This is a genomic window from Flavobacterium sp. Root901 (assembly GCF_001429765.1).
Lineage (GTDB): Bacteria > Bacteroidota > Bacteroidia > Flavobacteriales > Flavobacteriaceae > Flavobacterium.
This window is the reverse complement of record NZ_LMJB01000008.1, coordinates 158,314-179,453: the sequence shown is the minus strand read 5'-3', so window position 1 is coordinate 179,453 and position 21,140 is coordinate 158,314. Positions and strand designations below refer to the sequence as shown.

At 34.9% G+C, this 21,140-nt stretch carries 19 protein-coding genes; 4 read left to right on the top strand and 15 right to left on the bottom strand.

From position 1 onward, the window contains the following. Nucleotides 1–43: 43 nt before the first annotated feature. From ftsA to ASE21_RS16265, 12 genes are all read right to left on the bottom strand, one after another. Nucleotides 44–1,450 carry a cell division protein FtsA gene (gene ftsA / locus ASE21_RS16320; protein WP_057123760.1) on the bottom strand — a complete coding sequence of 469 codons (1,407 nt, stop codon included), beginning with the start codon at nt 1,448–1,450 and terminating at the stop codon, nt 44–46. Nucleotides 1,451–1,456: 6 nt separating this feature from the next. Then, a complete protein-coding gene (locus tag ASE21_RS16315) occupies nt 1,457–2,179 on the bottom strand; it encodes a cell division protein FtsQ/DivIB (RefSeq protein WP_057123759.1) in 723 nt (240 codons plus the stop codon). Continuing rightward, on the bottom strand, nt 2,166–3,515 hold the full coding sequence (gene murC, locus ASE21_RS16310) for a UDP-N-acetylmuramate--L-alanine ligase (protein ID WP_057123758.1): 1,350 nt from the start codon (nt 3,513–3,515) through the stop codon (nt 2,166–2,168). Before murC ends, ASE21_RS16315 begins: the two co-directional genes overlap by 14 nt. 194 nt (nt 3,516–3,709) lie before the next feature. Then, nucleotides 3,710–4,798, bottom strand: coding sequence for an undecaprenyldiphospho-muramoylpentapeptide beta-N-acetylglucosaminyltransferase (murG, locus tag ASE21_RS16305; protein WP_057123757.1), 1,089 nt, complete (start codon nt 4,796–4,798; stop codon nt 3,710–3,712). A gap of 12 nt (nt 4,799–4,810) precedes the next feature. Continuing rightward, nucleotides 4,811–6,130, bottom strand: coding sequence for an FtsW/RodA/SpoVE family cell cycle protein (locus tag ASE21_RS16300; protein ID WP_057123756.1), 1,320 nt, complete (start codon nt 6,128–6,130; stop codon nt 4,811–4,813). A gap of 90 nt (nt 6,131–6,220) precedes the next feature. Beyond that, nucleotides 6,221–7,552, bottom strand: a complete 1,332-nt coding sequence (gene murD / locus ASE21_RS16295) for a UDP-N-acetylmuramoyl-L-alanine--D-glutamate ligase (protein ID WP_057123755.1) — start codon at nt 7,550–7,552, stop codon at nt 6,221–6,223. Next, the gene (gene mraY / locus ASE21_RS16290) at nt 7,553–8,785 is read right to left on the bottom strand and encodes a phospho-N-acetylmuramoyl-pentapeptide-transferase (protein ID WP_057123754.1); all 1,233 of its coding nucleotides are present in this window, start codon (nt 8,783–8,785) and stop codon (nt 7,553–7,555) included. Between the two features lie 73 nt (nt 8,786–8,858). Then, the gene (locus ASE21_RS16285) at nt 8,859–10,322 is read right to left on the bottom strand and encodes a UDP-N-acetylmuramoyl-L-alanyl-D-glutamate--2,6-diaminopimelate ligase (RefSeq protein WP_057123753.1); all 1,464 of its coding nucleotides are present in this window, start codon (nt 10,320–10,322) and stop codon (nt 8,859–8,861) included. Further along, complete coding sequence (locus ASE21_RS16280; RefSeq protein WP_057123752.1) at nt 10,319–12,328, bottom strand: penicillin-binding protein; 2,010 nt, start codon at nt 12,326–12,328, stop codon at nt 10,319–10,321. Before ASE21_RS16280 ends, ASE21_RS16285 begins: the two co-directional genes overlap by 4 nt. After that, nucleotides 12,319–12,666 carry an FtsL-like putative cell division protein gene (locus ASE21_RS16275; protein WP_057123751.1) on the bottom strand — a complete coding sequence of 116 codons (348 nt, stop codon included), beginning with the start codon at nt 12,664–12,666 and terminating at the stop codon, nt 12,319–12,321. The genes ASE21_RS16280 and ASE21_RS16275 overlap by 10 nt, the downstream gene beginning before the upstream one ends. A gap of 16 nt (nt 12,667–12,682) precedes the next feature. Further along, nucleotides 12,683–13,591, bottom strand: a complete 909-nt coding sequence (gene rsmH, locus ASE21_RS16270; RefSeq protein WP_199858512.1) for a 16S rRNA (cytosine(1402)-N(4))-methyltransferase RsmH — start codon at nt 13,589–13,591, stop codon at nt 12,683–12,685. Then, complete coding sequence (locus tag ASE21_RS16265) at nt 13,566–14,039, bottom strand: division/cell wall cluster transcriptional repressor MraZ (protein WP_056204812.1); 474 nt, start codon at nt 14,037–14,039, stop codon at nt 13,566–13,568. The genes rsmH and ASE21_RS16265 overlap by 26 nt, the downstream gene beginning before the upstream one ends. A 378-nt stretch (nt 14,040–14,417) precedes the next feature. Here ASE21_RS16265 and ASE21_RS16260 point away from each other — a divergent pair, with 378 nt between their 5' ends. Next, a complete protein-coding gene (locus ASE21_RS16260; RefSeq protein WP_057123750.1) occupies nt 14,418–15,182 on the top strand; it encodes an alpha/beta fold hydrolase in 765 nt (254 codons plus the stop codon). A 42-nt stretch (nt 15,183–15,224) separates the two neighbouring features. Next, nucleotides 15,225–15,845, top strand: a complete 621-nt coding sequence (gene yihA / locus ASE21_RS16255) for a ribosome biogenesis GTP-binding protein YihA/YsxC (RefSeq protein ID WP_057123749.1) — start codon at nt 15,225–15,227, stop codon at nt 15,843–15,845. Between the two features lie 117 nt (nt 15,846–15,962). On the opposite strand, the gene gldC is transcribed toward yihA, so the two are convergent. Then, nucleotides 15,963–16,298, bottom strand: coding sequence for a gliding motility protein GldC (gene gldC, locus ASE21_RS16250; protein ID WP_057123748.1), 336 nt, complete (start codon nt 16,296–16,298; stop codon nt 15,963–15,965). Beyond that, nucleotides 16,298–17,251, bottom strand: coding sequence for a gliding motility lipoprotein GldB (gene gldB, locus ASE21_RS16245; RefSeq protein ID WP_057123747.1), 954 nt, complete (start codon nt 17,249–17,251; stop codon nt 16,298–16,300). Before gldB ends, gldC begins: the two co-directional genes overlap by 1 nt. Nucleotides 17,252–17,352: 101 nt before the next feature. On the opposite strand from gldB, the gene nadE reads away from it, so the two are divergent. Further along, the gene (gene nadE, locus ASE21_RS16240; protein ID WP_057123746.1) at nt 17,353–18,159 is read left to right on the top strand and encodes an NAD(+) synthase; all 807 of its coding nucleotides are present in this window, start codon (nt 17,353–17,355) and stop codon (nt 18,157–18,159) included. Nucleotides 18,160–18,251: 92 nt separating this feature from the next. Then, a complete protein-coding gene (locus tag ASE21_RS16235) occupies nt 18,252–18,881 on the top strand; it encodes a response regulator transcription factor (RefSeq protein ID WP_057123745.1) in 630 nt (209 codons plus the stop codon). An 86-nt stretch (nt 18,882–18,967) separates the two neighbouring features. Here ASE21_RS16235 and dnaG read toward each other — a convergent pair whose 3' ends face one another. Next, on the bottom strand, nt 18,968–21,037 hold the full coding sequence (gene dnaG / locus ASE21_RS16230) for a DNA primase (protein ID WP_057123744.1): 2,070 nt from the start codon (nt 21,035–21,037) through the stop codon (nt 18,968–18,970). Nucleotides 21,038–21,140 lie beyond the last annotated feature (103 nt).

The following is a 21,140-nucleotide window of genomic DNA, read 5'->3' as shown; positions in this document are numbered from 1 at the left end:
TTTTACTTCTTGACTTGGGGCAAAAAGTAATCCTTCTCTTTTATTATTCTGCGTTGTCTAAAAAATCTTTGATTTTATCGACATATCTATCAAAAAATGATCTTCTAATTTTTGTTTCTGTAGATTCTGCTGCGCCTTTGTTTATTTTCAATTCTCTGGGCTCTTCAATAGTTTCTACTTTCTCAACGTAGTTTTCTTCAACTTCGTATCGCTGCACCGGCGGAGGGACATTTTTGTAAACAACTTTTGGCTGTTCATTTACTACCTCCATTCTAATGGCGCTCTGTGTACTGTTTTCAATACTGTTCATTACTAAACCAACAGCTGTTGCAAATAACGGACTTGAAATTTCTTCGCTTGAGTTTCCGGCTAAGTGTTCATTTGGATATCCAATTCTGGTATCCATACCTGTGATGTACTCCACTAACTGCTTAATATGCTTTAATTGTGCTCCACCACCTGTAAGAACGATTCCGGCAATTAATTTTTTGCGGGGATCTTCGTGTCCGTAAGCTTTGATTTCTGCAAAAACCTGTTCTATTATTTCCACAACACGCGCGTGAATAATTTTAGAAAGATTTTTTAATGAAATTTCTTTTGGTTCTCTTCCTCTTAAACCCGGAATAGAAACAATTTCGTTGTCTTTATTTTCTCCCGGCCATGCTGATCCGAATTTTATTTTTAAAAGCTCAGCCTGTTTTTCGATAATCGAACAGCCTTCTTTAATATCATCTGTAATTACATTTCCTCCAAAAGGAATTACAGCCGTATGACGAATAATTCCGTCCTTAAAAATGGCTAAATCTGTTGTTCCGCCTCCAATATCGATAAGCGCAACACCAGCTTCTTTTTCTTCCTGACTTAAAACGGCATCTGCAGATGCTAATGGCTCTAATGTCAATCCTGATAATTCGATTCCGGAACTCTGAATACATCTTCCAACGTTTCTGATAGAAGAAGCCTGTCCGACAACAACGTGAAAACTGGATTCTAATCTTCCGCCGTACATTCCGATTGGTTCTTTTATTTCAGACTGCCCGTCGATTTTAAATTCCTGCGGCAAAACGTGAATGATTTCTTCTCCCGGTAACATCGCCAGTTTATTTACCTGATCGATCAAAAGCTGAATATCTTTCTCTCCAATTACTTCTTCCGGATTATTACGGCTGATGTAATCTGTATGCTGAATACTTCTGATGTGCTGCCCGGCAATCCCTACAACAACATCTTTTATTTTGTAACCTGAATTATTTTCTGCTTCAAGTATTGCCTGCTGGATAGATTGAATAGTCTGCGTGATGTTGTTTACAACTCCTCTTGCAACTCCCAGACTTTTGGATTTACCAATACCCAAAATTTCCAATTTTCCATACTCATTTTTCTTGCCTATCATGGCAACTATCTTTGTCGTTCCAATATCTAGACCTACTGCAATGTTATCTTTTTCCATTTTCTATTATTTTGTGCAAACTACTTGTTCCGTAAACCTAAGGTCAATTTTACTGTATTTATATAACGAACTATCTAAAACTGCTTTTTGAAAAAAGGCCTTATAGTTTCTAAATTTTTTATCAACATTCATTGTACGACCAAAATCTATGAAGTAATCATAGTTTCGATTAAACATTTTTAGGCTGCCATTAGGCATAATTTGTATTGCAATGATGTTTTTTTTCAAAAACGCATCGTCATAAATTGTGCGAAATAGGGCAGCTAAATCTTCGTTATTTTTTCCATTTATTGTCCCTGAAACAAGCGGAACACGCGCCGTAAAATTATCTGACAAAGGCATTTTATTTCCCTCATAGTCAATATAAAAAGAGCGATCACCATCATAAACTCGCGCTATTGGTGTCTTCTGTTTTACTACCGCTTTCAGAACACCATCGATACTTACAAAAACATCTGACTTCTCAATCATGTCCTGCGTATCAAGGTTTTTTTCTATCTTATTCAAATCTACTTCATCTTTTCTAATACTGGAAGCGTCTCTTTTATTTTCTATCAACAATTTATTAACCATTTCCGGCTTTACAAAAAGCGTATTTTCCCCTACAAAAACAACCATAGATTTTTTTAATTTTCTATCTCCATTTCGGTGTTGTGCGAAAGAATATAAAAAAAGAACAAGCCCTAAAATGAGTACTAATCGAATATTTGTCCAATTAAATATTTTCATTTAGCATTTTTTTGATTGACGGTACCAATTCACCAATATCACCAGCTCCTATTGTTACAATTATTGGCGCATCACTGGCTTTGATTTCCGCTAATAAATCTTCTTTTGCAACAATTTTTTTATTCGAATTTGTCATTTTACCCAACAGCCACTCTGATGTAATCCCTTCCATCGGTAATTCGCGTGCCGGATAAATATCCATTAAAAATACTTCATCAAACTGAGAGAGGCTTTCTGCAAATCCATTGGCAAAATCCCTTGTCCTGCTGAATAAATGCGGCTGAAAAACTGCCAAAACTTTACGCCCCGGATACAATTCCCTAACTGCCTGATGAACAGCATTTATTTCTGTTGGATGATGTGCATAATCATCTATATAAACTAACTTTTCAGATTTAATCTGATAAGAAAAACGTCTTCTGATTCCGTTAAACGAGGCAATAGCTTTTGCAATGGCATCGGTTGGGGTGCCAAAAGTTTTTGCCATCGCAATAGCCATTAACCCATTCATTAAGTTATGTTTTCCCGGCAGCCCAAAACGAAGATCTTTCATAATTTCTGATGGCGTCTGCACATCAAAAACATAACTTCCGTCTTCTATTCGAACATTATATGCTTTATAAACTGCATCTTCATTTATAGCACATTGAACACCTTCAAGAGGCAATTCTTTTGTAATAAACAATTTGCTTTTATCTTCAACTTTTGAGGCAAATTCAACAAATGAAGCCTGAATTGCATCACTGGTTCCGTAAATATCCAAATGATCAGCATCCATAGACGTTACGCAGGCTATATTTGGATGCAGGTGTAAAAATGAACGATCAAATTCATCTGCTTCTACAACAGTAACCGTTTTTCCGTTTCCAATTAAATTTGAATTGTAATTTTCTACAATTCCGCCCACAAATGCTGTAACATCTGCTCCGCTTTCGTATAGAATATGACCTAAAATACTTGATGTTGTTGTTTTTCCGTGCGTTCCTGCAACCGCGAAACTAAAAGTGTCTTTGGTGATAATTCCTAAAACCTCGGCACGCTTTTTAATTTCATAATTTCTTTCGATAAAATAATTCCACTCAGAATGTGTTTTTGGAACCGCGGGTGTAAAAATTACCAGTGTATTCTCAACAAAATAATCACTCGGAATCAGACTAATATTATCTTCAAAATGAATATCAATTCCGCTCTCGATTAATTCACTAGTAAGCATTGACGGCGTTTTATCGTAACCTGAAACTTGTTTTCCGATATATTTAAAATAGCGGGCCAAAGCACTCATTCCGATTCCTCCGATACCAATAAAATAAACGTTTTGTATTTGATTTAAATTCATTTTTATTAAAATTGATCAGTGAATGACTGAAAGACTAAATACAATCCCAAAATAATTGATCCAAATCCTCCTATATAGCCTTTCAAATCGTTATAATTCTTATTTCTTTTTCTTTTGTAAAAAATGTAACAAATAACTACAACACCTATCAAAATAAAAATCATACCTCGATAAAAATAGTTGTTGTCCACTCTTTACTTAATTAACTTCACAATCTCCGCTACAATATCTTGTGTTGCTTTTGGTTTTGCTAATTTTTTAATATTTGCACTTAATTGTTTTTGTTTTCCATCATCTTTCAGCAGCGCTTCAAAAACAATGCTAAACTCATTGTCTAATTCTGATTCTTTCAACAAAATCGCGCCTTTTGCCTCTACAATGGCCTGTGCGTTTTTGGTTTGATGATCTTCGGCTACATTGGGCGACGGAATAAAAATTACCGGTTTCCCCACAATGCACAATTCTGAAACAGATGACGCACCTGCTCTTGAAATAATGACATCGGCTGCAGCGTAAACAAAATCCATTCTTTCTATAAAATCAACAACTCTTACGTTTTGCTGATTGTGTTTTTTATAATCTTCAAAATATAATTTTCCGCACTGCCAGATTACCTGAACATCCTGCGAAAGGAAATTTTGCAGTTCTTTTTCGATTAACTGATTGATTCTTCTCGCGCCTAAACTTCCGCCTAAAACCAGTAATGTTTTTTTATTTGGATCTAAACCATAAAAAGCAATTGCTTCATCTCGTTTATCATCAATATCAATTAAATCCTGACGAACCGGATTTCCTGTCAAAACGATTTTCTCTTTTGGAAAAAATCTTTCTAAATTTTCATAAGCGACACAAATAGCATTTGCTTTTTTGCTCAGCAATTTGTTTGTAATCCCCGGAAAAGAATTCTGTTCCTGAATTACGGTTGGAATTCCCGCAGCACCTGCAGCCTGCAATAATGGTCCGCTTGCGAAACCGCCCGTTCCTATGACTACATTAGGTTTGAATTTTTTAATAATTCTTCTGGATTCCAATAAACTTGTTGCCAGTTTCAGAGGAAACATCATATTCTGCAGGGTTAATTTTCTTTGCAAACCCGCAATCCAAAGACCTTTTATTTCATAACCTGCCTGAGGCACTTTCTGCATTTCCATTTTATCTTTGGCACCAACAAAAAGAAATTCCGCATCAGGAAACTGTAATTTTAATTCATTTGCAATCGCAATCGCAGGATAGATATGTCCTCCTGTTCCGCCTCCGCTTAATATGAATTTATAGTTTGTCATTTTTGTTTTTAATTATTTATTCAAAACTGCATTCATCGGGTTTCTCGAATTATCCTGAATTGAATACATCGCTTCTTCTTCGTAAATTTCTTCTCTTTCATCAATCGGAAGATCTTCCTCCGCCAGTTCTTTATCTATTAATCTTTGAAGTGCTTCTTTTCTTCTTTCTTTTTCTTCTTGTTCTTCGGCGATTTCTTCGTCTTTTTTGGTTACGCTAATAATAATTCCAAGTGAAAAACAAGTCATCCATATTGAACTACCTCCTGAACTTATCAACGGAAGTGTCTGCCCCGTTACCGGAAGCAATTCAACCGCAACCGCCATATTAATCATTGCCTGGAATATCATCGGGAAACCGAGTCCAACGACGACTAATTTTCCAAATAATGTATTGGCTTTATGTGATGCAATAACAAATCGGAAGAGCAGTAATAAATACAATAAAAGAATTGAAACTCCGCCCACCAAACCATATTCTTCCACTACAATGGCATAAATAAAATCTGAAGAAGATTGCGGTAAAAAATTCTTCTGAACACTTTTTCCTGGTCCTAATCCGCCCAATCTTCCGGATGCAATTGCAATTTTTGCTTTTTCAATCTGATAGTCATCTTCATCCGGCTTATCTGTCGTAAAGTTCATAATACGACTTTCCCATGTAGATACCCTGCTGAAAAATCTTGAATCAGGAAATGCCTTCGCTATTAAAAGGAAAAATGCCAGCATTACTACTCCGGAACCAATAATAAAAGCAATATATTTTAAAGGATACTTACCAATAAAAGTCAGCATCATTACCATTGCAAATATCAACGCCGTGGTCGAAAAGTTGGCTGGTAATATCAATGCCAAAGTGATAAAAACCGGAATCCAAAGCTGAATAAATGATGTTTGAAAAGGCTCATTTTCTTCTTTGGTTTTTGACAGATAACGCGCTACATAAATAAATAATACGCTTGCCGCTAATGTTGATGTCTGAAACGTGATTCCAATAAACGGCACCTGAATCCAACGGCTTGCATTTGCCCCGGCAATTACAGTTCCTTTTAATAAAGTATAAAGTAATAAAAGCCAAACCACCGGAAGCGCAATTTTTGAAATCGCCCTAAAATAATGATATGGCACTTTATGAACCCAGTAAATAATCAGGAAACCAATACATACGTGAGCCAAATGCTTTACCAAATAACCTAATGTATTTCCGGTACCGTGACCTATATAAGCCAGATTACTACTCGCGCTAAAAACAGGCATAAATGAAAATAACGCCAATAAAGCCACAAATGACCATATTACCCTATCTCCTTTTAATTTGTTTACTAGTTCTTTCATAATGTTTTTGTTTCAGGTTTGCTTCTTTTTGTTTCAAGTTTCAGGTTTCAAGTTGCTGTAACGTGAAACCTGAAACTTGAAACAAAACTTTTACAAGTTATGAACCGCTTGTTTAAATTGTTTTCCTCTGTCTTCGTAGTTTTCGAATAAATCGAAACTTGCGCAGGCTGGAGACAATAAAACGGCATCGCCTTTTTCTGTTAATTTTTGAGCTGTTTTTACAGCATCGTTCATATTATTAACTTCAACCATGATATCTACTACAGCTCCAAAAGCATCGATAATTTTACGGTTGTCAATTCCTAAGCATATAATAGCTTTTACTTTTTCACGAACTAATGGCATTAATTCGTTATAATCATTTCCTTTATCAACACCTCCGACAATCCAGACAGTTGGAACGTTCATACTGTCTAATGCAAAGAAAGTAGCATTTACATTTGTTGCTTTTGAATCGTTGATATATTGTACATTCTGAATCTTTAATACTTTTTCTAAGCGGTGTTCTACACCTTGAAAATTTGATAAACTTTCGCGAATTGTTGCATTTCTAATTTGCATCAATTTTGCTACAGAGCTTGCTGCCATTGCATTTTTCATATTATGTTTTCCTTCTAACGCAATGTATTCTGTTTCCATTGTAAACTCTTCTTGGTTGATCTTTATTTCCATTTTATTGTTATTTATAGAAGCCCCTTCATCGAATGATTTTGTCAATGAAAAAGGAATTAATTTTGCTTTTGTTTTATTCTTTTTTAACCATTCTCCGCTTGCTTCATCATCTGCATCATAAATAAGATAATCGCTTTCGGTTTGGTTCATTGTTATTCGGAACTTCGAATTGATATAATTTTCATATTTGTATTCATATCGATCTAAATGATCCGGGCTGATGTTGGTTATTATTGCAATATCCGGCCGGTAATCTATTATTCCGTCTAACTGAAAACTGCTTAATTCAAGAACGTAGGCATCATATTTATTCTCGGCGACCTGCCAGGCAAAGCTTTTTCCGATATTCCCTCCTAGACCAACATTTAATCCTGCTGATTTCAGCAAATGATAGGTCAGCATTGTGGTGGTCGTTTTCCCGTTGCTTCCTGTAATTCCAATTGTCAAGGCTTCTGTAAAAGGTTTTGCAAATTCTATTTCCGAAATTACTTTTACTCCCGCCGCAATTAGCTTTTTTACTATCGGAGATTTTTCCGGAATTCCGGGGCTTTTCATTACCACATCAGCATTAAGAATTAAATCTTCGGTATGCTGTTCTTCTTCCCAGGCAATTTTATTAATGATAAGAACTTCTTTATAGCTTTCTTTTATCTTTCCGAAATCGGATACAAAAACATCGTATCCCTGCTTCTTCCCCAGGATTGCGGTTCCAACTCCGCTCTCTCCTCCTCCTAAAACCACTAGCCTCATTTATCTTAATTTTAAAGTAACGATTGATAATATGGCCAACATTACGGCAACAATCCAGAAACGGGTAACAATTTTACTTTCATGATATCCCTTTTTCTGATAATGATGATGTAAAGGCGACATCAGGAAAATTCTTCGGCCTTCACCAAAACGTTTTTTTGTATATTTAAAATAGGTTACCTGTATAATAACTGACGCACTTTCGGCAAGGAAAATACCACAGAATAAAACAATCAGAATTTCTTTTCGGACTGCAATCGCCAAAACAGCGATGATCCCTCCAATGGTTAAACTTCCTGTATCTCCCATAAATACTGATGCCGGAAATGAATTGTACCAAAGAAAACCAATCAAAGCGCCAACAAAAGCAGATATAAATACCGTCATTTCTCCCGAGTTGGGTATGTACATTATATTCAGATAATTTGAGAAAATGATATTTCCTGAAACGAATGTAAATATTCCGAGTGCGAGCACAGAAACGGCAGAAGTCCCGGCGGCGAGGCCATCGATTCCATCTGTTAAATTGGCTCCGTTTGAAACTGCCGTGATAATAAAAATTACAACCGGAATAAATATTAACCAAGCCCATTTTTCATATCCGTCGCCCATGAAAGACAAAACTTCGGCATAATCAAATTCATTGTTTTTTACAAAAGGAATTGTAGTTGCAGTCGATTTTTCTTCAACCGGAGCAGGCAAAACCACTGTTGTGCTTACATTCGATTTAAAAACATCTGTACGACCTGTATCTGTTCTTACTGTAACTGCTGGATTAAAATAGAGAACGGCACCAACTATTATCCCAAGACCAACCTGACCAATAACTTTAAAAATCCCTTTTAATCCCTGCTTGTCTTTTTTAAATATTTTGATATAATCGTCAACAAAACCAATAGTTCCCATCCATAACGTAGTTACGATAAGCAGTACGATATAAATGTTATGCAGTCTTGCAAACAATAAAACCGGAATCAACGTGGCAAAAATGATGATCAAACCTCCCATTGTAGGAGTTCCGGCTTTCTCGTTCTGACCAGCAAGACCAAGTTCACGAACTGTTTCCCCAACCTGCTGACGACGCAAAAAGTTAATCACCCTTTTACCATAAATAGTTGACAAAAGCAATGAAAGCAAAAATGCTAAAGCAGATCTAAAAGTGATATACTGGAATACTCCCGTTCCCGGTAAATCTAATGTTTTGTCAAAATATTCAAATAAATAGTATAGCATATTTTTCTATTTTTTAAATTCCAATTTTGAACTCCAAATCCAATCCTGGTGGTATTTGAACTTAAAAATTTTATTATTTATTTAGTTGGTCTAAAATTTCTTTTACAGTCTCCATATCATCAAAATGATGACGGACACCATTTATTTCCTGATAGGTTTCATGCCCTTTTCCGGCAATCAGAATAATATCATTGGGCTGAGCCAATTGACAAGCAGTCTTGATAGCCTGCTTTCTATCTGTAATTCTCAATATCTTTTTATAATTATGAGCTTCTACACCTTGTTCCATTTCATCTAAAATCACTTCGGGATTTTCGTTTCTTGGATTATCTGATGTCAAAATTGCCTTATCACTAAGATCTGTCGCAATTTTTGCCATAATTGGTCTTTTGGTTTTATCTCTGTTTCCGCCGCAGCCTACAACCGTAATTAATTGTTCGTTTTTAGTACGGATGTCATCAATCGTTTTAAGAACATTTTCTAAAGCATCCGGCGTGTGTGCATAATCGACAATTGCGGTTACTTTTGAATCTGTAACAATGTATTGAAAACGACCGGAAACACTCTCTAAGTCAGACAATAAACGCAGCGCTTCCAAACTATCCATTCCCAGCTCGACAGCAGTTCCGTAAATTGCTAAAACATTATAAGCATTAAAAGTTCCAATTAGTTTTACCCAAACTTCGTTATCATTCACTTTTAACAATAAACCGGACAGCTGGCTTTCTAATATTGTTGCTTTAAAATCGGCATACGATTTTAGAGCATATGTAAATTTTCTTGCAACAGTATTTTGCAGCATTACAGTTCCGTTTTTATCATCAATGTTTGATAAAGCGAAAGCTGTTTTGGGCAGCGAATCAAAAAATGATTTTTTCACGTCTCTGTATTCTGCAAAAGTGGCGTGATAATCTAAATGATCGTGCGAAAGGTTCGTGAAAATCCCGCCTGCAAAATGCAAAGCCTCTGTACGTTTTTGGTGAATTCCATGCGAACTTACTTCCATAAAACAATGTGTAACTCCGGCTTCGATCATTTCACTTAAATAATGATTGATTGTAATGGAATCCGGTGTTGTGTGCGTTGCAGGATATTCTTTTTCATTTACCATAATTTTTACGGTTGATAATAAACCTACTTTAAAACCTGCTTTTTGAAACAACTGAAACAATAAAGATGCAATTGTTGTTTTTCCGTTTGTTCCGGTAACGCCAACTAATTTTAGTTTTGCAGATGGATCTTCAAAATAATTAGCAGCCATAAAAGCCAACGCCGTATTAGTATCCCTTACCTGAATATAAGTAACGTCTTTTTGAGTGTTTTCAGGAACTGTATCACAAATAATAGCTTTTGCTCCTAATGCAATTGCTTTATCTATATAATCATGTCCATCAGAAAGTGAACCGCGAATGGCTACAAAAACATCATTTGATTCTACTTTACGCGAATCAAATTCAATTTTTTGAATACCAATATCTGTCGAACCTTTTACAGATTCGATAGCTGCTTTATATAATATGTCTTTTAGTATTTTCACGATAATTCTAATACTATAGTTGTGTTTTTAATTATGCTTTGTCCTGCCTGAATCGATTGGTTCTTAACTTTCCCAAATCCGTTTACTTTTACTTTTAAACCTAAATTCTCAAGTAAGGCAACAGCGTCCATTCCGGGCATTCCTTTTAAATTCGGAATCTGATTCAATTTTTTATTTGATTCTTTATCAAATTTGTCATAGCTGATTTCCTGTTTCGGAATTTTAGAATCCAGCTGTTTTATTTTATTTGTCGAAGGCGCATCTGTAAATATTTTTTGGGCGATTCTTTTAAAAACCGGTCCGGCAACGTCTGCACCGTAATAATTATTTTTTGATGTATTTGGCTTATGAACTACCACAATACAGGAATATTTTGGATGATCTGCCGGAAAATATCCAACGAAAGAGGATGCATAATACAATGCTGATTTTCCTTCTTTTCCTCCATAATTCATCTGAGCTGTACCTGTTTTCCCTGCCATCGAAAAATCTTTCGAATACAATTTAGAACCTGTTCCTTTTTTGACCACATTCAGCAAAACTGCTCTTACTTTTTTAAGCGTTTCAGGCGAACAAACTTTTGGGTTTATCACTTCGACATCAAACTTCTTGATCGTTTTGTTCCATTCTTTTATTTCAGATACAAACTGCGGTTTTACCATTACACCATTATTGGCAACTGAATTGTAAAATGTTAAAGTCTGCATTGGAGTAACCGATACGCTGTAACCAAAAGCCATCCACGGAAGTGTAATTCCTGACCAGTTTTTATCTCCCGGATGTGGAATAATCGGTCTTCCTTCTCCTTTAAAGTGCAAGCCTAACGTTTTATCTAATCCCCAATTTCTGATATGATTCACAAATTTTGACGGATTGCTTTTGTAATTATCATAAACTGCCTGAACCATAACTGTGTTTGATGAAAGTTCGAATCCGCGCGCTAGCGATACTTTTCCGTAACCTCCTGTATGCGAATCGCGAACACTGCGTCCGTAATATTTTACTACTCCTCCATGACTATCAAAAACACTGCTTGTATCGGCCACTTTATCTTCCAGAATTGCCATTAAATCAACCAGTTTAAAAGTCGATCCAGGCTCATGAGATTCTGCAATTGCGTAATTTGTTGTTTCATAATAAGAGCCATCTTCTGCTCTTCCCAAATTTGAAATTGCTTTTACGTGACCTGTTTGTGTTTCCATTACTACTACACAGCCATGATCAGCTTCGTAATCTTCTAATTGCTTTAATAAAGCATGGTGAGCAATATCCTGAATAAAAACATCTATTGTCGAAATCACATCATATCCATCAATAGGGTCTACTTCGTTTAAATCGCGAATTGGTTTCCACTGGCCTTTTGCAATTTTTTGTTTTAGGATTTTACCATCTTTTCCGTTTAAATAACTTTTAAAAGCCCACTCGATTCCTTTACCAACTTCTACACCTGTTGCCGGATCAATCCTGTCATAACCAATGGTTCTTTCAGCAATTTTCCCTATCGGATGTTTTCTCACGGTTTCTTGTTCTACAATAATTCCGCCTTTAAAAGCTCCTAAATTGAATAGTGGAAAACCTTTAATTTTCACATATTCAGTATAACTTAAATTGCGGGCAATCAAATAATATCTGTTTTTATTTGCCCTGGCTTTTCGCAATTCTTTTTCATAGTAGCCTGCCGGTCTTTCTAAAACTGTTGCCAAAGAATCTGATAATCCCTTTACATATTTTTCAAAAGTTTCTGTTTTTGGTGCTTTTGCATCAAAACGAATCTCATAATTTGGAATTGAAGTTGCCAGTAAACTTCCGTCAGCAGAATAAATATTTCCTTTGTTTGCCGGGATTACAAAATTCCTAACAGTACGCTGTTTTGCCAGTTTTCTGTAATAATCTCCTTCAACCCACTGAATATTAGTTAATTTAACAACAATAGCAATTGCCATCAAAAAGATGAAAACTGCTACGAGGTAAATTCTGTAGGATATATGTTTATCGTCTACTGCCATATTCTTTTAAAGAAACTTTTTTCTTCTTCTTTTTTAACTTCAATTTTTGTTGGAGGAACCGTTGATGGATAAATTTGCTTTTCCTGCATTTTATCTGATATCGTTGACTCCATTTTTAATTTCATCAGTTCAGAACGTCGGTCTACAAATTCAGATCGCAATTCTTTTACTTCATTATTTAATTTTGCGATTTCAAAAACCTTTTGTTCGTACCGCTGTGTATTTGCAATCATTAAAATGGCCAGCAGAATTATGAAAACAATGAAACGCCAGTTCTTTACTGCGTCATCGTTAATTAAAAATCTGGCTTTTAATATGCTGAATACTCCACTTTTCATTTTCTACCTATATATATTATATCTTTTCAGCTATTCTTAATTTAGCGCTTCGGGCCCTGTTATTGATTTTGATTTCGGCCTCATCCGGAACAATCAGTTTTCCTATTGTTTTAAACGGTACTGAAAAATTTCCGTAAAAATCTCTTTCGGGCTCTCCTTCAAACATTCCGTTTTTAATAAATCTCTTTACAAGTCTGTCTTCCAAAGAATGATAAGAGATTACAGATAATCTTCCGCCTGGTTTTAAAATTTCTAACGACTGTTCGATAAATTCTTTTAAAACATCCATTTCCTGATTTACCTCTATTCGAATTGCCTGATAAATCTGGGCTAATATTTTATTTCGAACTTTTTCCGGCAGATATTTCTTTAAAATATCTTTCAGCTCATCAGTAGTTTTAATTGGATAATCCCTTCTCGCCTCCACAATTGTCCTTGCTAAAACCGGCGCGTTTTTCAACTCTCCATAATCAAAAAAAACACGACGCAAATCCTGTTCTTCATATTCGTTAACCACACGGTAAGCATTTAAATCATTTTTTTGACTCATCCGCATATCCAGCCCGGCATCAAAACGGGTTGAAAAACCTCTTTCCGGAACATCAAACTGATGTGATGAAACACCTAAATCGGCCAAAATTCCATCTACTTCTTTTACTCCGTGAAAACGTAAAAATCTTTTTATAAACCTGAAATTTTCATTTATTAAAGTAAATCTTTCGTCTGGCAGTGCATTGGCAAGAGCATCTTCATCCTGATCAAATGCAAACAGCTTTCCGTTTGGCCCTAATCTTCTTAATATTTCTTTTGAATGACCACCGCCTCCAAACGTAACATCTACATAAACACCATCTGGCTTAATATCTAAACCATCAACTGTTGGATGAAGCAAAACCGGATTATGATATTCCATTGTCGTCGTCATTAATATTTCCCATTACTTCTTCGGCTAAATCTGCAAAATCCATATCTTCGCCGCTTATTGATTTTTCGTATAAATCTTTATCCCAAATTTCCACAATATTAACCGCAGATGAGAAAACAACATCTTTAGCAATACCAGAAAAAGCCACTAAATCTTTTGGAACCAGCAATCTTCCCAACGCATCAATTTCTACCACTTTTACGCCGGCAGTAAATCTGCGGATAAAATCATTGTTCTTTTTTACAAAACGATTCAACTTGTTAATTTTCGCCATCATCAAATTCCATTCATCCATTGGATACAATTCCAGACATTGCTGAAAAACAGAGCGCTTCAGAACAAAACCATCCTGAAGAGAAGAAGCCAATTGCTTTTTTAAAGGTGCAGGTATCATTAACCTCCCTTTAGCATCGACTTTGCACTCATATGTTCCTACAATTGTATTCAAGAAAAACCACTTAACATGTTATACAGCAAAAATATAAAAAAAATTACCACATATTACCACTAAATACCACTTTGTTAATAAGTTTAACCACTTTTTTACCACTTCATTTAAATGTTGGCAAATCAGCACTTTAAATATTAATCAGTCCTACGATTAATTCTTTTAACATTTAAAAATATTAAATAGTATTTCTCTTAAAAAATTGATTATAACGCAATGATTTTAACATTTTGATAATATCACAAAAACCTTATTAAAAGCTGATATTTAAACACTTATATGTTCTACTAAAATTATGTAGTTAAAAAATCGCGACAAAAATTCATTTTTATTTATTAAACCCTATATTTGTCGAAATTGAAATTGGCATTAAACTAGATGGACAAAAACTACAAAAAAGAAGGCAAATACAGCTATTTTGAAGCTGGAGAAGGAACCCCTATTGTAATTTTACACGGGTTAATGGGAGGCCTTAGTAACTTTGATGGTGTAGCGGAATATTTTCCGACAAAAGGTTATAAAGTCGTTATCCCGGATTTGCCAATCTATACACAAAGCATTTTAAAAACTAACGTAAAAAGTTTTGCAAAATACGTTAAGGACTTTATAACTTTTAAAGGATTTGACAAGGTTATTTTATTAGGAAACTCTTTGGGAGGACACATTGCCCTGTACCATACAAAATTATACCCTGAAAAAGTAGCCGGACTTGTAATTACCGGAAGTTCTGGTCTTTACGAAAGTGCAATGGGAGACAGCTACCCGCGAAGAGGTGATTACGAATACATCAAAAAGAAAGCAGAAGATGTATTTTACGACCCAAAAATTGCTACTCCCGAACTTATTGATGAAGTATATGCAACCGCTAATGACCGTATCAAACTGATCAAAACTTTAACGATTGCCAAAAGCGCAATTCGTCACAATATGGCTAAGGATTTACCAAAAATGACTGTCGAAACATGCATTATCTGGGGTAAAAATGATTCTGTAACGCCGCCAAATGTTGCTGAGGAATTTAATAATTTATTGCCTAATTCAACCTTGTATTGGATTGACAAATGTGGACACGCTGCTATGATGGAACATCCTCAGGAATTTAATGAAATTCTTGAAAAATGGCTCACCGAAAAGAAATTATAGCATCTAACTTTCGATTTAAAGGAGGTTTTAAAACCAAAATACATGAAAATTAATACCGCCGAATTTATTGTCAGTAATTCTGATGCATCAAAATGCCCGAAAGATTTTCTTCCGGAATACGCATTTATAGGCAGATCAAATGTTGGTAAATCATCATTGATAAATATGATTACCAATCATAAAAATTTAGCAAAAACATCTGGAAAACCCGGAAAAACACAATTAATAAATCACTTTAAAATCAATAGTAATTGGTTTCTGGTCGATTTACCAGGTTATGGATATGCTAAAGTTTCAAAAAAAACAAAATCAATTTTTCAGCAGTTTATTACAGACTATTTTGAAAACAGAGAACAGCTGGTCTGCGCTTTTGTTTTAATTGATATTCGCCACGAAGCCCAAAAAATTGACATCGAGTTTATGTCTTACATGGGAGAAAGCGAAATTCCGTTTTGCATCATTTTTACAAAAGCAGATAAAATTAGCAAAGTAAAAATTGATTCTCATATTGCCGCATATCGCAAACAGATGTTTGCAAACAATTGGTCTGAAATGCCACGGTATTTCGTCACCTCATCAACTGAATCAATCGGAAAAGAAGAACTTTTGTCTTATATCGATGAAGTAAATCAGGAGGTTTTTAAAAACAACTCTGAGTTTTAAAATGAAATTCCAATTGTAAAATTCAAATCAAAAACTTTATACTTAAAATACAGAATTAAAAAAATCCCAAATTCCAAGTTATAATTGGAATTTGGGATTTAAAATATTGGAATTTTATTATTTCGTCAGGTCCAGTTTTTCTGCAAAGTAATCACAGAAATCTTTCATTGTGTCTGACATCTTCTCATCATCTGTTGCACGTTTAAAAGTATCCGCCATAGCAACCAAAGTCTGGTGAAAGAAAATTTTCATTTCATCTACCGGCATATCTTTTGTCCATAAATCGATACGCATCGTTTCCTGTGCCTTACTGTCCCAAATTGATAACATTATAGCTTTTGCTTCTTCAGCAAGAACACCGCCATCCTGCGCACTCCATGTTAATTTTTCCGGAACACGGTTTTCGTCTAATTCGACGTTGAATTTAATTTCTGATTTTATTGTATTTGACATTATTTCTTAGGTTTATATTTTGACTTTTCGAAAATTTCTTTTGCGTTAACTTTTAATAATTCTGACAGTGAAACATTGTTGTTCTTCATATACGAACGAACAATCTGCCAGCCAATCCAGGCTCCAACTCTTCCCGGAGAGTCGTTGTCTATTTCTAAATAAAACTTAGAAAACGGGGCAGGCACTATAAATCGTGTTGTTAATTTAGGATCTACACTATATAACATTTCGTTTTCCAGAAAATAACGCCACATATAGTTTTCGTTTTCCTCGCACCATTTTATTTGTTCGGGGGTATAACCCATTTTTTCTGCATCTGTATAATTTGGCAGAAGCAGATCTTTAGCATACAATTGTTTTCCTTCAAAAATCATTTGAGAAATTAAATTCTTATCAGGATAAGCCGGAATATTACGATAAGTAAAACTGGAAACCACATCTGGCATAATTTGTTTTTCTTCAAAATTGTATTTTATATAATTGGGAAACTCATAAAATTTATGGTCTCTGCCCAAATATAATTCTAAAGCAACAACCACAAGACTGTCAGCATAAATTGCTTTTGCATTATAATCCATTTCACCAATTACTGTGACTACTTTAGGTATTTTAGTTTTTGGAAAATAATATTTTACATGTTTAAAAAGCTCATTGAATTCTTCACGTACCGGTTCAAAATTACTGTACTTTTTCTGCACTTCCTGATAAACCTCTCTCCAGATAGGTTCTTTCATTTTTTGAAGCCAGATGTTATCATCATTTCCCGGAAAAAAGTAAGAGTATTGTTTTTTTATTTTAAAAAGATCTTCAGGTTTTGTTTCAAAAAAGGCTTTATCAAAACGCTCTACCTTAATGTCAACCGGAATTTCTTCGACTTCTTTTTCAACCTTTGTTTTTTGGTCACAAGACAAAAAAAACAAGCACAGAACCACTACAAAGCGATACATTTTCATTTTATTTTATTTAGATTTGTGTTGCTGGATTTTGAGTACATTTTTACTTGAAAAAATAATTCTGCAAATATACATCCCTCCATCTTAAAACTTGAACTATTATGGCTAAAAAAAGCACAATTCAAACAGAAAAAGTAAATACACATATTGTTGAATGGTTAAAAAATTATGCTGCTAATGCAAAAGTAAACGGTTTTGTAATCGGAATCTCAGGCGGAGTTGACTCTGCAGTGACCTCTACGCTGTGTGCACAAACCGGTTTACAGGTTTTATGCGTCGAGATGCCAATTCACCAAGCTGAAAATCAGGTATCAAGAGGAAGAGAACATATTGAACAGCTAAAAAAACGCTTTTCGAATGTTTCAAGTGTACAAACAGATTTAACTGACACTTTTGAAGCATTTAAGTCGTCTGTGCCAACTTCAAAAGATTCAACAAAAGTTAATTTATCGTTAGCTAACACAAGAGCACGTTTAAGAATGACTTCATTGTACTATTTAGCTGGTATTCATGGGCTTTTAGTAGCAGGGACAGGGAATAAGGTAGAAGATTTTGGTGTTGGTTTCTATACAAAATATGGAGATGGCGGAGTTGACCTAAGCCCAATTGCTGACTTAATGAAGTCTGATGTTTATGCTTTAGGAGAATTTTTAGCCATTCCAAATTCAATTTTAACAGCTACTCCAACTGATGGTCTTTTTGGTGATAACAGAACTGATGAGGATCAATTAGGCGCAAGTTACGACGAACTGGAATGGGCAATGTTAGCCGCGGAGTCAGGAAAAATGGCAGATGACTTTAACGGGAGAGAAAAATCTGTCTTTGAAATTTATAAAAGATTAAACACCAGCAACAAGCATAAAATGGATGCAATTCCTGTTTGTTTGATTCCAAAAACGTTAAAATAAAATTTTTAACATTTGTCAATAATTAATTACAGAATTTATTTATTAATTTTACAGTTCCAAAAACATGATAACAATTCTAAAAAGGTAAAATTATGATTAAAGTATGTCTTGCAGACAATCATCCTGTGACTCACTTTGGCGTTAAGTCTTATTTTAAAGACCACGATCAAATTTCAATTGTTGCCAATGTAGGCAATTTTTCAATGGTTAGAGATATCCTTCAGACGAAGGAAATCGACATTCTAATCTTAGACTTAGAATTAGAAGGTCTTTCAAGTATCTTCGAAGTAAAATCAATCTTGAAAAATTTCCCAAAGACAAAAATTGTGATTTTCAGTGACCTGGCTGAGCAAATGTATGCTCCAAACGCTATTAAAGCAGGTGTATCCGGGTATGTACACAAAACAGAAAAACTTGAAACTTTAGGTCTTTCTATTATTAAAGTACAAGAAGGAAAAATTATCATCAACGAAACAGTTCGCAAAAACATGGCCCTTATTGCTAAACAAAGCAAGAGCGAACGTTTGTACAGAAAACTTTCTAACCGTGAAATCGAGGTTTTACGTTATTTAAGTGATGGTAAGAAAAACAATGAGATTTCTAAAATCTTAAATCTGAACGAAAAAACGATCAGTACTTACAAACTAAGATTATTAACTAAATTAAACGTTACTAATTTAGTTGACTTAGTTAACAAAGCTAAGACTTTAGAAATTATTTAATTCGGTGGTCAATTGATCTGCTTCTGCAAGATCATCAACCATAAAAAAAGCTCTATATTGTTGATCAGTATAGAGCTTTTTGATTTTTATCCGCCATGATAAGGCACTACTACCCTTCCAAGTTTTTTTGAAAAATTATTGAGCAGCTTAGAATAATCTACAACCATTGACAATATTTCTGAGTTATCCTCTTGCGGATCAGAAATTAGTGTGTTTTTTAAATCATGAATGATTTTCGAAACCAAAAACCATCTCATTGAGAATATGGTATCTGATACATTTTGCTCAATCGTTACATTTTTATGTTTTGGAAAAATATTCTGTCCTTCCCAATTATGAATTGTTACTTTTTCATCTTCCATTAAAATATTAGTCACTTCCTGAGCAAATTCCGGCTGGAGGTGCATGAGATATTTATCTAGGCTGAAAACTTCATTTTGATTATAAAAATCAATAATGTTGGCATATATATTCTTAAATAACATATTTGATAGTTCTACTTCGTCTTCCTGAAGACTCAAATAAATTTTCTCAAAAACTTTATATTGTCTCTTTTCAGAAACCTCTTTTACAACTCCCTCTTCGTCAGCTTTTAGGTAAACATCTTCAAAACTTTCGACAACACTTCCGTATAAAAGAAGAATCTCAATTATTTTTCTTTCAAAACCGTATAAAATATCTACTTTTTCTGCCTGTTCTGCCGGATATCCTATATCTCCAGGGTAATCATCGGGCGGTCCAGTTCTTGGATCTTCGGGATCTCCTCCAGAATAGGTATTATTTTTTGGGTTTTGATTCCGGACAACTTCAAAAGGTTTTTGCTCCTGCTTTTGTTTTTTATTAGCTTCGGCAATATCTTTTTGAATTAACTGCGCCAGCGTACTTACCAAAACCTGCTCAGAAATTTCCATAATTCTGGCACATTCCTGAATGTATACTTCACGCTGAATTCGGTCTGGTATTTTAGAAATACTCGTCACCATATCCCGAATCAGATCTGCTTTTTTGATTGGATCATGTTTAGCTTCATTCATCAGGAGAGAAGCTTTAAACTGAATAAAGTCTTTACTATTTTCCTCTAAATAGGCAACTAATGCATCATGTGAATTTTTGCGCGCAAAACTGTCCGGATCTTCTCCGTCAGGAAAAGAACAAACCCTGACATTCATGCCTTCTTCCAGAATCAAATCGATTCCTCGAATTGAAGCCCGCAATCCTGCCGCATCTCCATCAAAAAGTACGGTGATATTTTTTGTCAGACGATTGACTAATCGAATTTGATCCGGTGTTAAAGCAGTTCCTGAAGACGCTACAACATTTTCTATTCCGGCCTGATTAAACTGAATTACATCTGTATAACCTTCAACCAAATAACAATTATTTTGTTTTGCGATTGATTGTTTGGCCTGAAAAATTCCGTATAAGACTTTACTTTTATGGTAAATATCACTTTCAGGAGAGTTCAGGTATTTTGCGGCTTTTTTATCATTGGTTAAAATACGCCCTCCAAAACCTAAAACACGCCCCGACATACTATGAATAGGAAACATTACACGCCCTTTAAAACGGTCAAAAGGGCGATCGTCTCTCGGAATCGTTAAACCTGTACTTTCCAGAAATTCTAATTTATAGCCTTTCCCGAGTGCTTCTTTTGTCAATGCATCCCAGGTTTCAGGAGAATATCCTAAACCAAATTTCTTGATGGTTTCATTGGTAAATCCTCTTTCTTTAAAATAAGACAAACCAATCGCTTTTCCTTCTTCTGAATTAACCAAAACATCCTGAAAATACTTTGCAGCAAATTCTGAAACCAAATACATACTTTCGCGAACATCCGTCATTGCTTTTTCTGCATCTGTCTGCTCAGTTTCTTCAATCTCAATATTATATTTTTTGGCTAAATACCGAATGGCTTCGGGATACGTAAAATGAGAATGTTCCATTAAAAAAGCAACAGAATTACCGCCTTTTCCTGAACTAAAATCTTTCCAGATTCCTTTTGCCGGCGAAACCATAAACGAAGGCGAGCGCTCATCAGAAAATGGGCTCAATCCTTTGTAATTGCTTCCGGCACGCTTTAAATTAACAAAATCGCCAATAACCTCCTCAACGCGAGCGGTTTCAAAAACGGCATCTATTGTACTTTGTGAAATCAAAACGGATATTGTTTTTTTAAAAATTAGAGCCTGTAAAAGTACACAAATCCATTCTGAATTTTAATATTTAAAATAAAAAAAGTACCTCTTTCGAAGTACTTTT

What these genes read in the sequence shown, in the direction of transcription:
- murG (WP_057123757.1), bottom strand. Translation starts at nt 4,798, where the DNA reads ATGACAAACTATAAATTCATATTAAGCGGAGGCGGAACAGGAGGACAT.
- ASE21_RS16315 (WP_057123759.1), bottom strand. Translation starts at nt 2,179, where the DNA reads ATGAAAATATTTAATTGGACAAATATTCGATTAGTACTCATTTTAGGG.
- mraY (WP_057123754.1), bottom strand. Translation starts at nt 8,785, where the DNA reads ATGCTATACTATTTATTTGAATATTTTGACAAAACATTAGATTTACCG.
- yihA (WP_057123749.1), top strand. Translation starts at nt 15,225, where the DNA reads ATGAAAATTAATACCGCCGAATTTATTGTCAGTAATTCTGATGCATCA.
- ASE21_RS16300 (WP_057123756.1), bottom strand. Translation starts at nt 6,130, where the DNA reads ATGAAAGAACTAGTAAACAAATTAAAAGGAGATAGGGTAATATGGTCA.
- nadE (WP_057123746.1), top strand. Translation starts at nt 17,353, where the DNA reads ATGGCTAAAAAAAGCACAATTCAAACAGAAAAAGTAAATACACATATT.
- ASE21_RS16260 (WP_057123750.1), top strand. Translation starts at nt 14,418, where the DNA reads ATGGACAAAAACTACAAAAAAGAAGGCAAATACAGCTATTTTGAAGCT.
- ASE21_RS16280 (WP_057123752.1), bottom strand. Translation starts at nt 12,328, where the DNA reads ATGGCAGTAGACGATAAACATATATCCTACAGAATTTACCTCGTAGCA.
- gldB (WP_057123747.1), bottom strand. Translation starts at nt 17,251, where the DNA reads ATGAAAATGTATCGCTTTGTAGTGGTTCTGTGCTTGTTTTTTTTGTCT.
- gldC (WP_057123748.1), bottom strand. Translation starts at nt 16,298, where the DNA reads ATGTCAAATACAATAAAATCAGAAATTAAATTCAACGTCGAATTAGAC.
- ftsA (WP_057123760.1), bottom strand. Translation starts at nt 1,450, where the DNA reads ATGGAAAAAGATAACATTGCAGTAGGTCTAGATATTGGAACGACAAAG.
- ASE21_RS16235 (WP_057123745.1), top strand. Translation starts at nt 18,252, where the DNA reads ATGATTAAAGTATGTCTTGCAGACAATCATCCTGTGACTCACTTTGGC.
- rsmH (WP_199858512.1), bottom strand. Translation starts at nt 13,591, where the DNA reads ATGACGACGACAATGGAATATCATAATCCGGTTTTGCTTCATCCAACA.
- murD (WP_057123755.1), bottom strand. Translation starts at nt 7,552, where the DNA reads ATGAGGCTAGTGGTTTTAGGAGGAGGAGAGAGCGGAGTTGGAACCGCA.
- murC (WP_057123758.1), bottom strand. Translation starts at nt 3,515, where the DNA reads ATGAATTTAAATCAAATACAAAACGTTTATTTTATTGGTATCGGAGGA.
- ASE21_RS16275 (WP_057123751.1), bottom strand. Translation starts at nt 12,666, where the DNA reads ATGAAAAGTGGAGTATTCAGCATATTAAAAGCCAGATTTTTAATTAAC.